General features: G+C 62.5%; 12 protein-coding genes. All 12 read left to right on the top strand.

Features of this window, described 5'->3' with window-relative positions; all coding sequences use genetic code 11:
* The first annotated feature begins 1 nt into the window (after position 1).
* Genes P3T40_RS16680 through P3T40_RS16625 form a run of 12 tightly spaced genes read left to right on the top strand, consistent with a single transcriptional unit; the run spans position 2 to position 14,603 of the window.
* Positions 2–2,506, top strand: a complete 2,505-nt coding sequence (locus tag P3T40_RS16680; RefSeq protein WP_429268826.1) for a hypothetical protein — start codon at positions 2–4, stop codon at positions 2,504–2,506.
* Positions 2,503–3,348, top strand: coding sequence for a hypothetical protein (locus P3T40_RS16675; RefSeq protein ID WP_429268825.1), 846 nt, complete (start codon positions 2,503–2,505; stop codon positions 3,346–3,348). Before P3T40_RS16680 ends, P3T40_RS16675 begins: the two co-directional genes overlap by 4 nt.
* Positions 3,348–3,548: a LysM peptidoglycan-binding domain-containing protein gene (locus tag P3T40_RS16670; RefSeq protein ID WP_429268824.1), complete on the top strand. Its 201-nt coding sequence runs from the start codon at positions 3,348–3,350 to the stop codon at positions 3,546–3,548. Before P3T40_RS16675 ends, P3T40_RS16670 begins: the two co-directional genes overlap by 1 nt.
* Positions 3,545–4,660 carry a hypothetical protein gene (locus P3T40_RS16665; RefSeq protein WP_429268823.1) on the top strand — a complete coding sequence of 372 codons (1,116 nt, stop codon included), beginning with the start codon at positions 3,545–3,547 and terminating at the stop codon, positions 4,658–4,660. Before P3T40_RS16670 ends, P3T40_RS16665 begins: the two co-directional genes overlap by 4 nt.
* A 3-nt stretch (positions 4,661–4,663) precedes the next feature.
* Positions 4,664–5,623: a phage baseplate assembly protein V gene (locus P3T40_RS16660; protein WP_429268822.1), complete on the top strand. Its 960-nt coding sequence runs from the start codon at positions 4,664–4,666 to the stop codon at positions 5,621–5,623.
* 20 nt (positions 5,624–5,643) lie between these two features.
* A complete protein-coding gene (locus tag P3T40_RS16655) occupies positions 5,644–5,997 on the top strand; it encodes a hypothetical protein (RefSeq protein WP_429268821.1) in 354 nt (117 codons plus the stop codon).
* 7 nt (positions 5,998–6,004) lie between these two features.
* Complete coding sequence (locus P3T40_RS16650) at positions 6,005–7,132, top strand: baseplate J/gp47 family protein (protein ID WP_429268820.1); 1,128 nt, start codon at positions 6,005–6,007, stop codon at positions 7,130–7,132.
* A complete protein-coding gene (locus tag P3T40_RS16645; RefSeq protein WP_429268819.1) occupies positions 7,132–7,710 on the top strand; it encodes a hypothetical protein in 579 nt (192 codons plus the stop codon). The genes P3T40_RS16650 and P3T40_RS16645 overlap by 1 nt, the downstream gene beginning before the upstream one ends.
* 1 nt (position 7,711) lies before the next feature.
* Positions 7,712–9,451 (top strand): hypothetical protein, encoded by a 1,740-nt coding sequence (locus tag P3T40_RS16640; protein ID WP_429268818.1) that lies wholly within the window; start codon positions 7,712–7,714, stop codon positions 9,449–9,451.
* A 9-nt stretch (positions 9,452–9,460) separates the two neighbouring features.
* Positions 9,461–10,138 (top strand): hypothetical protein, encoded by a 678-nt coding sequence (locus tag P3T40_RS16635; RefSeq protein ID WP_429268817.1) that lies wholly within the window; start codon positions 9,461–9,463, stop codon positions 10,136–10,138.
* 59 nt (positions 10,139–10,197) lie between these two features.
* The gene (locus P3T40_RS16630; RefSeq protein ID WP_429268816.1) at positions 10,198–12,327 is read left to right on the top strand and encodes a hypothetical protein; all 2,130 of its coding nucleotides are present in this window, start codon (positions 10,198–10,200) and stop codon (positions 12,325–12,327) included.
* Positions 12,327–14,603, top strand: coding sequence for a hypothetical protein (locus tag P3T40_RS16625; RefSeq protein WP_429268815.1), 2,277 nt, complete (start codon positions 12,327–12,329; stop codon positions 14,601–14,603). The genes P3T40_RS16630 and P3T40_RS16625 overlap by 1 nt, the downstream gene beginning before the upstream one ends.
* The last annotated feature ends 6 nt before the right edge of the window (positions 14,604–14,609 follow it).

Genomic DNA, 14,609 nt, shown 5'->3' with positions numbered 1-14,609 from the left:
AATGACCGTCAACTACAGCATTGCCTCGACGCTCACCGTCAAGGACGAGCTCACCGCCGTCCTGGAAAAGATCGCCTCGATCGGCCGGCAGGTCAACGCCGAAATGACGAATCTGACGAAGAATCTCAGCAAGCTGGGCACCGTCTTCGAGAAGTCGTCTACCAGCGCTGGCAAGTTCGCGGAGACGCAGGGCAAGGCGTTTTCTGACTTCACTGCTGACGCGACAAGAGCGGCAGCTGCGGCAAGCAACCTGAATCAGGAACTGTCGGCGCTGAGCCGGCAATCCGTGCAGCCTATTCGCGCGCCTAACGTTGGCGGTCTCGTGCCGACCAGCGGCGTGCTCCTGCCGCAGCAGCCCCGCCGCATTGACGACGAGGGCAACATCGAGAGCGCGCCGCGGCGCATGATCGATATCGGTGGCCACTCCACCACTGATCCGTACTGGGTGCCTCCTAACGGTGGCGCGGAAGGTGGGCGAAGCGCTGGCTTCGTCCCGGGTCTGCCTGGCGCAGGTAGCGGCTCGGGCGGTGGTTCGGGTGGCGGCCAGAACGTCGGTTTTCTCCCTGGTCAGGGTGGCAATGGCGGGTCGGGTGGCCCGGGCATTGTTCCTCATGGTGGCGTGCCCGGCGGCACTCCGCCTGGCGGTGCTGGCGGCGGCGGTGCGGGTGGTGGCACGCCAGGTGCTCCCGGTGGTGCTGGTGGTGCCGGCGCAGGCGGAGCGGGCGGCGGTAATTGGGCCATAAATGGGATGGCCGCAATGTACGCTGGCGGCATGATCCGCAACTTCGGGATGGAGGTTGGCGGCGTACTCGCTGAGGCCACGAAAGACGCATCCGAATACACGCATCAGCTCGAACTGATGAGAGTCGCCGGCATGTCCGCAAAGGATGTTGCAGAGGCGACAACCGCTGCATGGAAAACGTCGCGCGAGGTCACAACGACCACCGCGACGTCCAACCTGCAGATGATCGGGGAACTACGTTCGGTGCTGCCGGACGTGAATATGGGCATCAGCGAGGCCGTCCGCTTCCTGCCGCAGATCGCTCACCTGAGCGCGGTAATGGCATCGGTCAACGGCGGCAAGGCCCCGGAAGGCCTCGCGTACACGACGATGCGCGCCGTGGAAATGTTGGGTGGCACGGTTAATCCGCAGACCCACCAGCAGGATCCCGAGCGCGCGGCCAAGATGCTTGACGCGATCACGCAGGCCACGATCATGAGCCACGGCAGGCTCACGCCAGCCCAGTTGCTCGGGTTCGCGCAACAGGCCAGCGCGGTCGTGAAGAACATGGACCCGACGAAGGTCATCAGTCAGAACGCGCCGCTCATCATGGAAATGGGCGGCAACCGCGCCGGTACTGCGCTGACCTCGATGAATCAGCAAATCGTCGGCGGCGTGATGCCGCAACGCGTGATTGCCGACTGGGAAAAATACGGCCTCATCGATCCGCACAAGGTTACTGCGACGCGCACAGGCGTTCGTCTCGAGCCCGGCGCGGTCAAGGGCGAAGATGTATTCAGGGGTCAAGGCGGCGCGCTCGACTGGCTGGAGAACGTCTTTATCCCCCAACTGCAAAAGGCGGGACTCAATAACACGCAGATCTCGGACAACATCATTCGGCTGTTTGGGCGGCAGACCACGCAGCGCGAAGCGGGGCTGATGGTCACCCAGCAGCAGCAGATCCGGCGCGACATTGAAATGCAGAAGCGCGCGTCGAACGCCGGCAGCGGGTACGCGGAACTTGTTCAGCAAGACCCGGATACGCTGAAACGAGCCTACGACGCCCAGAAGACCAGTATGATGACCGCCATCGGTCTGGTCGCAATGCCGATGGTTATCCCGATGATGCAGAGCATCACCAGGTTGTTCACTGCGATTGCGGAATTCGCGACGAATCACCCGGACGCCACCAAGGCCATCGTGATGGCGACCGCCGCCGTCGCGGGGTTTGCTGTTGTGTTTGGGTCGATTCTGGTTGTGGTGGGGACTATTGCGGCGGCGGTCGGCGCAATTGCAGCTTTAGGTGGCGGCGCTGCGGTGGCGGCAATAGCGGCAATTTCAGCCGGCATCGTGGCACTCGGCGCGGCCGTTGCTGGCATCAGCTGGAGCGGCATCCTTTCCACTGTCACCGGTTGGCTATCGAGCATCACGTCAGCCGTCTCCAACTGGATCTCGAATCTGGTCAATGTGGTCCGGTCGCATCTGCCCACGTGGCTCGGTGGGGTCGACAAGCCAACGACGCCCGGCGCCGCGAGCCCGGTCGCATCAGCCATTCCCGACGCATCGCGCGGGAGCGGGCTTGCGCAAAGCGACCGGAGCTCGAATGCGCAACTTGCCTCGATGCTTGCCGACAAGCTGAGCGGCCTGAAGGTCTATCTGGATGGCCAGGTCGTCGGCAGTTTCATGATGGATCACCTGAACCGCGAAGCGTCGCGCCCCTCAACCGGGCCTAGCGGCTTCGACACGCGCCTCTCACCGCTTCGTCCTGACTACGGCTCCTCATGAGCGACTTCACCCTCTATCTGGACTCGGTTGCTTTCCAGCACTTCGAGATCCCGGAAAGCATCAAGGCGGGCGGCGCGCAGGCGCTGTTCAAGCACAAGTACCCGGGCGGCGCGCGCACCATCGACACGCTGGGGCCGGACGACGACGACATCACCTGGTCGGGCACGTTCCTCGATGGCAACGCGCAGGACCGGTGCATGCAGCTTGACGTCATGCGCAAGCAGGGCAATCAGGTCGTCGTGACGTGGGGCGCCTATCAGTACCTGGTCGTTGTCGCCGAGTTCAAATGGGATTTCCGGCATGTCTGGGAGATCCCCTACACGATCACGCTGGCCGTCGTGCAGGACGAGACGCAGCCGCTGCAAAGCGATGCGCCGGACGTTGACAGCCAGACGAATTCGGATGCGCTCACCGCGGCGTCGGATACGGGTTCGATCAGCGATTCGGTCGCGACGCTGACACCATACCTCACCGGGGCGGTAACCGGTGCCGTGCAGAGTTCGCTTTCCAGCGCCGCGGCCGCGCTTTCGAGTGCCGTGGGCAGCGTCACGAGCGCGCTCAGTTCAGTCACGTCCATATCGAACGCCACTGTCGATGTTCAGGCGAGCATTGGCGGTCAGGTGCAAACGGCGCTCGCCGCTTCACAGTCCCTGCAGACTACGCTCGACACGACGCTGACTGCGGCCGGCAACCCCGCACTCTTTGCCAGCGGAACGCCTCCACAGGACATGATCGCGTCCCTGCAAAACCTCGCGGGCCTGTCAGGTGCGATGGCGGCAAGCGTCGATTGCTCGAACACCCTCGGGCGCATGTCCATCAACATCGGCCAACTGGGCAGCTAATGGCAATCACATCAGTCACGGTCTCGCCTGGCGACGACCTGTACCGGCTCGCCGCGCAGTATTACGGCGACGCGACGGCATGGACGCTGATCGCGCGCGCGAATGGCCTGACCGACCCGCTGATCGTGACGGATTCGACACTGGACATTCCAGCCTATAACGCCCCGCAGGCTAACGACGGCATTCTGGCATCGCAATGACGCTTCGCACCTCATCAGCGCGCCGGCCGCGCGGAATCGTCAAGGTCAATGGCACACCGATCAGCTTCCTGAAGGCGAGCGTCACCAGCAAATCGCACTTCGCGGCGGACACGTGGAGCGTGACGCTCGAGGCTTGGGGGCAGCCGCAAGGCTACGGCATGTCGTACTGGGCCGATGCGGCGAATGTGCAAGTCGAGATCCTGTATGGTTCGCTCGCCACCGGCGACGACGTTAGCGCCGCAGCCGGTAACCCGACATCGATCATTCTCGGTGTGGTCGACGATGTGGGTATCGATCCGCTCAGTCAGGACTCGCTGATCATCACGGGTCGCGACCTCTCGGGGCAACTGATCGACACGAAGACGACGAACAAATGGCCGGACCACGTGTCCAGTTGGATTGCAACCACGATCGCGCAGCAGTTCGGCCTGACGCCGGACGTGACGCCCACCACGACGCCGGTCGGGCAGTACTACAACGAGTCGTACGCCAGCATCACCCGCGATATTCCGACATGGGATCTGCTCGTTTTCCTCGCGCAGCAGGAAGGTTTCGACTGCTACGTGAGCGGAACCACGCTGTATTTCGGGCCGCCGCAGGCCGACAACGACGCGAATCCGCTCGTGATCACGGTGCAGCAGACGGACGGCATCATTCAATCGAACGCGACGCGCCTCAAACTGCACCGCTCGCTGACACTGGCCAAAGACATCACGGTGACGGTGCTGAGTCATCACGTGGGAAGCGGAAAAGCCATCAAGGCAACCGCGACGCGCTCCGGCACGAAAACCGCAAACTCATCGGCATCGAGAGCCGCCAGTAATACGCTGTCGTACATCATTCCCAGGCCGAACCTGACGCAGGAGCAGGCGCAGATTCTTGCCAACCAGACGCTGGCGGATATCAGCAGATTCGAGCGCGAGTTTGACGCGACGATGCAGGGCGACGAGCTACTGACGACACACAAAAAGGCCGTCATCCAGGGCACGCAGACGTCCTTCGATCAGGCTTATTACATCCAGCAGATCGCGCGAACCTTCGATTTCGAGGGTGGCTTCGATATGACTGTCACGGGCAAAAACATTCCGCCCGAACCTAATCCGGAAGTCTGAGGTATGGAGATACTCCAGAACAATATGCGTGCGCAGGCCGCGCGGCAGGCGCAGCTCATCGCCAATTCACGCATGGGTATCGTGACCAGCTACGACCCCGTCAAGTACGCGTGCATCGTCCAGATCATGCCGGAAGGAGCTTACCCGGCCGAGGGCGAAACCGGCTTGAGCGGATGGCTTCCCGTTCAGACCATCTGGTCAGGGCCGGGCTGGGGCGTCTACTGCCCGCCGTCCGCTGGTGATCAGGTGTTTGTTTCGCACGTCGAGGGCGATCCGGGCTCCGGGCAGATCATCGGGCGCGTGTATGACACCTCGCATCTGCCGCTCGCGGTAGAGAGCGGTGAATTCTGGCTGGTGCACGCGTCGGGCGCCTTCATCAAGTTCACCAACGACGGCAACGTCTCGATCAACTCGCAGGCGAAGCTGCTCATCACGGTCACATCGGACTGCGACCTGACGGTGGGCGGCAACGTCAATGCGGCCGTCGAGGGAAATGTCTCTGCGACCGTGAGCGGCAACCTGACCGGGACCGTGACCGGCACGACCACCGTTAACTCGACTGGCGACGCGACTATCCATACGGACGGCAACGCGACAATTACGGCCGCCGATGACATCAATCTGTCTGGTGCTAACGGGAGCGTTTCGACGTCCGGGGGAAATATGGCCATAACAGCTACGGGCACGATGAGTTTCGCAGCCCCGATCATCGTTATGCAGGCAACGCAAACCATCGGCCTGACAGCCGCCACGCAGATCACCAACTCGGCACCCGAGATAGAACTGGACGGCGCGGTCACCCAAGGGATTGGACCGAACGGTGGCGCAGCCACCATGCAGGGTCCGCTTGATGTCAACACCGACGTGGTGATTGCTGGCAAGTCTGTTGGCGGCCACTACCACACGCAGCCGAGCGATAGCCACGGCGATGCGGAAGAGCCTACCAGCACGATGGTTAACTGACCATGGCAGCCCTTTGTGATTTGTCTCACCTATATGGCGAGGACCTCGGCACGACCCCCTCCGGTGACATCGCCGTCGTCAGCGACCACGACCGGACTGTGCAACGCGTCATCCGGCGACTGCTCACCGCGGGGTATGTCTGGGAAAAGGGGTACGGCGCCGGCCTGCCGAAGTTGATCGGCGAGGAAGAGATCGACCCGGGCCAGGTGCAGGCCATCGTGCTGTCGCAGTTACTCATCGAGCCCACCGTGGCGCGCAATCCGCTCCCCACGGTCACCGTGACTGAGGCCCAGGGTACGGGCGTGACGACGATCACCATCGTCTACACGGACCTGAGCGGCACCCCGCAATCGTTCGCCTTCGACCTGGCATAGGACAGATATGGCAGCCATCTCATGGCAGGGATTTACCGACTTCGTTGCCGACAACGTCGCAGCGGTCCAGGCGGCCGCGACATCGATCATCGACGCGACCACCGGATCCATCACGCTGGCGTTCGCGCAGGCCGTTTCGGGTGTCGCACTGTGGTTGCAGGCGTACATCATCCAGGTGCTGCTGCTCACGCGGGCGGCGACGAGCAACAATACCGACCTCGATAGTTTCGTCGGCGATTTCGGCATGACGCGCATCGCCGCGAAGTTCTCGGTGCAGACGGCGACCTTCGCGAGCTTCAGCTACACGACGCAGCGACTGGTGACACCCGGCCAACTGATTTCGACGGGGCCTGGCGGCATTCAGTTCATGGTCACACTGGACGCGACCAATACGGCGTGGAATGCGACCCTGCAGGCCTACGTGGTGCCGGCTGGTACGCAATCCGTCACGGTGCCGATTCAGGCTGTTGTGGCGGGGACCTCTGGCAACGTTCTGAGCGGCACCGTCACATCGTTCGTGGTCCCGATTGTGGGCATCGACACAGTGACGAACTTCGCGCCGAGCCCGCAGACCGGATATAACGCCGAGTCGGACCCGGCTTTGCGGCTGCGCTTCGTCGCGTTCTTCGCGACCCTTTCGAAGGCGACGAAGACGGCGATTGGGCTCGCCATCATGTCGGTGCAGAACGGCATCACCTATTCGCTGGTCGAAAACCAGACGTATGCCGGCGCCTCGCAGCCTGGGTACTTCTATGCTGTCGTCGACGATGGATCGGGCGATCCATCGAGTTCCCTGATTTCAGCCGAATACGCCGCCATCGACGCGGTGCGGCCTATCTGCTCGACGTTCAACGTGTACGGCCCGAACGTCGTGAGAGCGGCTGTCTCGGCGACGCTGATCACGGGCCCGACATACACGCACTCGCTGGTCGTCGCGGCGGCCGTGACGGCGCTGACGAACTTCCTGAACACGATACCGGAAGGCACAGGCCTGCCGTACGGACAAATCTATTCGCTGCTCTTCTCGGTGCCGGGTGTCACGAACGTCACCCTCCTCCTGCTCAATGGCGGCACATCTGACCTGACGGTCACCGCCCAGCAGGTCGTCAAGGCAGGAACCATCTCGCTCCTCTAATGGCCAATCTGAACGTTTCTCTTGCCTCCGCAAATGCAGAGGCGGCGGCTATTGCTGCGCTCGCGTCCGGCGGCTCCTGGGTGATCTATGAGGGCACGCAGCCGGCCACGAACGAGACGACCATCGGCGAAAGCGTTGCACTCGCCACATTCGCACTCGGCTCCCCCGCGTTCAGCGATCCGGTCAGCGGGCAGATCACGCTGAACACGCCGACGCCCGCGACGATCACCACTAGCGGTACCGCGCAATGGTTTCGGGTCTACGCATCCGATGGCACCACGTCCGTAATCGACGGGGATATTGGCACGACGGTCGGCAGCGAATGGCTACCTGACACCCAATACGCTATCGGTGCGATCGTGAGCGCGAACGGCAATGCCTATCTTTGCTCGGCAGATGGCGAATCGGCCAGCAGCGGCACCGGTCCAAGCTCAACCGGCAACAACATCACCGACGGCACCACCGCATGGTCGTACCTTTCCATCGCGAATGGCGTGATCAATTTCAGTTCGGTCGCTTTCAATGCGGGCGGCACCGTCGCGCTGTCCTCGTACACGTACCAGATTCCCGGGGTCTAACTTGCTCAAATCCAGATTATTCGCAGCGTTTGCGCTGCTGTGCTTCTGCACGTCCGTATGGGCCGCCGGTTCGACCGTCAATCCGGCTGTCCCGGCATTTGGCTCCCTCATGTCATCGGCGCCGATCCGCAGCAATTTCGCGGCGGCGTATAACGACCTCACCGGCCTGATCGGACAGAACAACAGCGCGGCTGCTCCGGCTTCTCCGGTGCTCGGTCAACTCTGGTTGAACACGTCTACCGCACCGTATGTGCTCAACGAGTGGGATGGCGCAGAGTGGGTGGCGCGAGGCACACTGAATGCAAGCACGCACGTGTGGTCGTTTCCGCTCACTGGTGTGGTCCCGTGGGCCACGCTAACCGGCACGCCGACCACACTGGCCGGCTATGGCATCACGAACGGCGTGAGCAGTGTCGGGCTCACGATGCCGTCAGCCTTTTCCTGCACCGGAAGCCCGGTCACGTCATCCGGGACAATCGCGTGCGCGTTCGCCAGCCAGTCTCCCAATCTGTTTCTCGCATCACCCAATGGCTCGAGCGGTGCACCGACGTTCCGCGCGATCGTCCCGGCTGACATTCCGACGCTCAACCAGAGCACGACGGGCAATGCCGCGACGGCCACGACGGCTGCGACAGCGACCACGGCTCTTGCGGTCACCGGCGAGACATTCCCCTCCAGCGGCCAGATCGTCGGCACGACCGACGCGCAAACGCTCAGCAACAAGACGCTCGTCTCGCCCGCGCTCGGTACACCCGTTTCGGGTGTCGCTACGAACCTCACGGGTACGGCAACGGGTCTGACAGCCGGAAACGTGAGCGGCGTCGTTGGCATCGCCAATGGAGGCACCGGAGCGACGACGGCCGCCGCCGCGTACAACGCGCTGTCGCCGATGACGACGACCGGCGATACGGAATATCGAGGTGCCTCAGGCACGGCGGTTCGTCTCGGGATTGGCTCGAACGGCCAGGTATATACGGTCGTGGGCGGCCTGCCCGCGTGGTCTTATTCGTCGGCTGGGTTGACCGTCGTTCCGGGGTACATCAACGGCTACACCCTGTCCAACGACACCACGACTCCGAATACGGTGCTTGACGTGGCAGCGGGAGCGGCGGCGGACAGCACGAATGCCGCGATGATCAATGGCACGACCTTCACAAAATCGATCAGCAGCACGTGGGCGGCGGGCAGTGGTAATGGCGGCATGGGCGCCGGCCTCGCTGTCGCGGCATCGACCTGGTATCACGTTTTTGCCATCATCAACAATGGCTCGTTCGATGTGTATTTCGACACGAGCCCGACGGCAGCGAATGCGCCATCCGGCACGACGTACCACCGGTACATTGGCAGCATCAAGACGAATACCAGTTCGCAGATCACGGCCTTCACCCAGACCGGGCAATTATTCCAATGGGCTTTACCGACAACGGATTTAAGCGGCGGGACTGCTACATCGAACACCAACGTTACGCTGTCGACGCCGCCAGGCATAGTCACCTACGCGAAGTTGCTGGTTTCATTAACTTCCACGGCTGCTGGCGCTGCAGTCTATATCTGGAACACGGCAGAAACTTTCATAACGTTCAAGCTAAGCAACAATGTCGCCAGCCAGACTATCGAATCGCCATACGAGGCGGTGACAAGCACAAGTAGCCAGATTATCTACTTTGTAACGGGCACGAGCCCATCGGCAACCATACAGACCAACGGCTATATCAATCCCCACGTTGCTCCGAACTGGTAAGGACAGGAAATGAAAAATTGGGATGACGGTGTATCTCAGTGGGACGACGGCGCAAGCCGCTGGGATGAAATTTCTGGATCGGGCGCGAGTGTTCAGGCAGCGCCGGCCAGTTCCGGCGTAGGCCTCAATTCGAACATCGTGCTGCGGCTGCAGAAGTGGCTGCCGGACGGCTGGTTCCCGAACAACATCGGCACGCGCATTTTCGCGACGCTCGCCGGCTTCTCGGCGGACCTCACGCCGGTCTGGGCCCAGATCATTTACACGAAGCTGCAGACGCGGATCAAGACCGCGACCGATGGCTTTCTCGACCTGATCTCGTGGGACTTCTTTGGTCCCACACTGCCGCGCAACACGAACGAGATCGACACCGCGTTCCGCGCGCGGATCCTCGCAAACCTACTCCGGCCGCGCGTGACGCGTCAGGGGATGATCACCACACTGACGCTGCTTACCGGCCGCGCGCCGCGCGTGTTTGAACCGAGACGTCCTATGGACACGGGCGGCTGGGGTGGCAATCCGTTTGGCGGGTATGGCGTGGCAGGCGGCTATTCGAATCCGGCGATCCAGCCTTTTCAGGCCATGATCACCGCGTACCGCGGCAACAACGTGCCGGACGAAGCGATCTACGCGGCCATCGACGAGGCAAAACCGATCGCCACGATCATGTGGACAGCGCTGAGCGATTGAGCGGCACAACCAGCATTCACAAGGGCACCTCTCGGGGTGCCCTTTTCTTTTGAGGGCCTATGGATCGCGTCACAGTTCAATTCGGGGCGAATCCCCTCGATACCGACATACTGAATTCCAATCGCTATCCAATGATTGGTCTCGGTATGGCGCTGCAGGCGCTGCTCGGCGCCGGGCCGAATGTCGACGGACTGCCCTGCGCGCCGGGCACCGGCCTCGCCGTCAATATCGGGCAGGGCTCGATCTACGTTTCGGCGCCGATCGACGAAACCGATTACGGCAGTCTGCCCGCCGACACTACCGACATGATCGTCCAGCAGGGCATCACGTTCGGTGAAACCTCGCTGAGCGTGCCCGCCCCGACAACGGCCGGCCAGTCCATCGCCTACCTCGTCGAGGCGCAGTTCCAGCAGGTCGACTCGGACCCGGTCCAGCTTCTCTACTACAACTCGACCCCCGGCCAGCAGTTGCAGCCGATTCTTGGCACCGCGACCAACACGAAGCGCGGCGGCGTGTGCGCGCTGCAGGTCAAGGCCGGGACACCCGCGACCACCGGCACACAGGTAACGCCGACGGTCGATGCTGGTTGGACCGCGCTCTACGTGGTCACGGTCGCCTACGGCGCAACTTCGATTGTCAGCGGCAACATCGCGCTTGCGGCCGGCGCGCCGTTCGTGCAGGCAAAACTCGGCAATCTGATTCAGGTCTGCTCCGGCAATCCGAACGGGGTGCTGGCTGGCAGCGCGGGCGTCGTCGGGCTCTCCGCACCGTCGCTCGCGTGGGACGCGGCCGAAAACACCATCTGGGTTTGCTCGACCACCGGCACCGCTTCGGCCGCCGTGTGGGTGCGCAACTCGCTCATGCAGGTCTACGCAGGCAACCCGAACGGCAATGTCGCTGGCAGCGCTGGCACGCCGGCCGGGCCATCGCCCGCGATGGTATGGGACACCGCTGAAAACGCGCTGTGGATCTGCGTGACGACCGGAACCGCATCGACAGCGGTGTGGTCCCGTAACTCGTTGCTACCGGTGTACGCAGGCAACCCGAACGGTCACGTTGCAGGCACTGCCGGGACAGCGGGTGGTGCATCGCCTTCGATGATCTGGGACACGACCGAAGCGACGCTCTGGATCTGCACCGCCTCCGGCACGACCACGACTGCGGTCTGGTCGCGCAACTCCCTCATGCAGGTGTATGCGGGAAACCCCAACGGGGTGGTTGCAGGTTTAGCGGGTGTTGCTGGGGGCGCCTCACCGTCGATGATCTGGGACACCTCTGAGTCTGTTCTGTGGATCTGCACGACGGCAGGGACCGCGACCACGGCGGTATGGTCCCGCAGTTCGCTGATGCAGGTCTATGGCGGCAATCCGAATGGCGCAGTCGCGGGTAATGCGGGCGCGATAGGTGGCGCATCGCCCTCAGTGATCTGGGACGAGACCGACACTGCGCTCTGGGTCTGCACGACGACTGGCACGGCGACAACGGCAGTCTGGACCAAGATAACCGGTCCCCTTTCTGGACTCGGCATCGGGCTCGGTCTCTACGACAACGCGGGAAATCTCGCGGTCTTAATCGCCGATAGCAGCATTCGCGCCACCACTGCAGGTCTGCAGACGAGCGGGCCCGTTGTGGCTCTCTCGGGGACGGTCGCCGTCGCCGCAGCGAATAACGCACAAAAGTTCGTCGGGATAGGAACGCTGATGCTGCCAGCAGCCGCGTCGCTGTGGAACGGCTTCCGCATTTCTGCTGCCGCACTCGGCGGCGGTATCACGCTGACACCTAACGGCACCGACAAGATATCTGGCGGTACGCCCGGTGCGGCTTACCCTCTGGCCAACGGAGTCAGTGCGGAGTTTGTCTGCGACGGCGTAAGCAACTGGAATGTGCTTTTCCTGACGCCTGTGGGTGGCGGCTCGAGCATCCAATACATCAATGCCGCCACCGTCCTGACGAAGGGCGATTACCTGGTAGATACCTCTGCCAGCCGGTTCACCTGCCTGCTACCCGCCAGTCCGACGCAAGGGACGATATTGACCTTCGCCGACGCGAACGCGAGCTGGGGGCGAAACCCGTGGGTGCTGGGCAATAACGGCGCAACGATTATGGGCCAAAACAACAGCCTGACGGTCAATGTCGCGGATCAAAATTTCACTATCTGGTTTAACGGCGCAACCTGGAGGCTGGATTAATGCAACTCAGTGACTTCTTCTCAACCGGGATGGGAAACATCCCGCTGGGCGGCTTTGCCTCTGTGTTTGAGAGTGGTTCGTCGTTCGAGGCGACCAAGACGCCAGTCGCGCGGGCTGTGTACACCGCTCTGTCGGCGCTCTACCCAACCAATGCCACGACCTACGAGGCGATCTATAACGCCACGCCCTTCGCAGGCGTGTATGCGTCGGCGATTGAATCCGGGAACGGTATCTTTGTGGCGGTGGGTGCCACCGGCTCGGCCCAGACGAACTGTCAGGTCAGCGTAGACGGCTATAACTGGCGTCAGTACCAGATGCCGAGCAGCCAGCAGTGGTCGAACATCGTATTCGGCAACGGCTACTTCGTCGCATTCTCCTCGAGCGCGGCGGTCTGCGCGTACAGCCCGGATGGTGTGAACTGGACGCAGATCGCGACGCCCGCGATTCTCGCCAACGTCACCTACGGTAACGGCATGGTGGTCGGCACGATCGCGACGGCTTCCAGCTCCGCGTATTACCTGCCGGTTGGTCCGGGCGCGTCCTTTACCTGGGCGACCGCCACTTTGCCGAACTCGTGCATCTGGACGGGCGGCGCATATGGAAATGGACTCTTCACGCTGATTGGCAACGGCTCGTCGAGCGGCATGTTTGCTGCCTACAGCACCACCGGCACGACCTGGAGCGCGGGTAATATCCCGAGCACATTCCTGAGCTTCGCGGCGGTGCAATACGGCAATAACATCTTCGTCGCCGTCTCGACTACGGGCGCGATCCTGCGCAGTCCTGACGGCATCACGTGGCTCGCCTACACCGCCATCTCTGGTGTGACGGGTACGCCGATTTCGATGGCGTACGGCAATGGCCTGTTTGCCTTCGTGGCAAGCGGCACCGCCAATGCGACCATGTACACGAGCCCGGATGGCATCACCTGGACCTCGCGCACCCTGCTGGCCTCGGGGCTCTGGACCTCGATCACATTCGGGCTGGGCCTGTTCCTGCTGACGCAGTGGACGGCGGCCACACCCGCTGCGACGATCGCTGCTGTCTGGGCTGAATACACGTCGACAGTGACGCAGGTCGTGCCGTTCACCTCGACGACGGCTGAGACGATGGCGACGTCGGCCACGTGGCAGGACATCGCGTATGGTAACGGCGTGTGGTGCGCGATCGCGGGCGGACCGGTCAACTCGACGGTCTCCAACTACAGCGCAAACGGCACAAGCTGGACCGCATCAACGCTGCCGAGCTCGCAGAAATGGACCTCGATTGCCTTCGGCAATGGCGTCTTTGTGGCGATGGCGGCTGGCTCGACAGCCTATGCAACCTGTACGGACGGCCACACCTGGACGGCAGGCACGCTTCCCGTTGCCAATGCATCGGGATATGTCGCGTACGACCCGGCGACCTCGGCGTTTTACTATGTCACGGCCTATTCGTCAGGGACGGGGAACCAGATCTATAGCAGCTCGACAGGAGCAACCTGGGCGGCTGGCAGCCTTTCCCAAATTGGCCTGCCGCTGGACGGTAACGGCTTGCCGGACTACTCAGCCGCAGAAGGCATATGGACCTGCAGCAACGGCAGCAAGTACATACTGGACACGCTTCACGGGTCTCTCTACGGTTTCGACCAGACAACACTGCTCCCTCCGGCGACCCCTTGGACGACACAGACAAGCAACCTGTACGATTCCTACGGCAACTACGCGAATGAGATTGCGGCCGGTCCCCTGATCAGCGGCATTACTGGCATTGCATACGGCAACGGCGTGACCGTTGCAGTGGCCAACCAGATCACCACGACGTCGTGGTCATCTTCCGCCCACCCAGCGTGTGCGACAGCAGCCAGCGGCTACCGCACGAGCGGTAACTTCATGTACCGCCTCGACCCGACCCAGATCTTCGTCGGTACGCCGAGCGCATCGACCGATGCTCAGAACGGCGGCTGGCAAGTGGGAACATTGCCGGCGAATGCGGCATGGACCGACATCATCTTCGCCAATGGGCAGTTCATGGCGGTCGGCACATCGTTGACGGGCGGCGGCAATGCCGTGGTCGCGGTCAGCACCAACGGTATTAACTGGTCCGCCGTCGCAGTCGCATCAGCATCCTGGACGGGCGTCGCAAGCAGTGGCACGGTCGCAGTGCTGGTGTCGGGTCTTTCGACGGCCACCACCGTCGCCTCGATCATCACCGGCGCTGTGTGGACGGGCGCCGGTCCCGTGAGCCAGTATGTGTACCTGACCGGCAACGCAGGTCAGTTCGTTCGTATCCAGTGAGGTAGA

Source organism: Paraburkholderia sp. EB58 (genome assembly GCF_050436665.1).
Classification (GTDB): domain Bacteria; phylum Pseudomonadota; class Gammaproteobacteria; order Burkholderiales; family Burkholderiaceae; genus Paraburkholderia.
The sequence above is the reverse complement of the archived record's forward strand: the minus strand, read 5'-3'. Positions and strand labels throughout refer to the sequence as shown.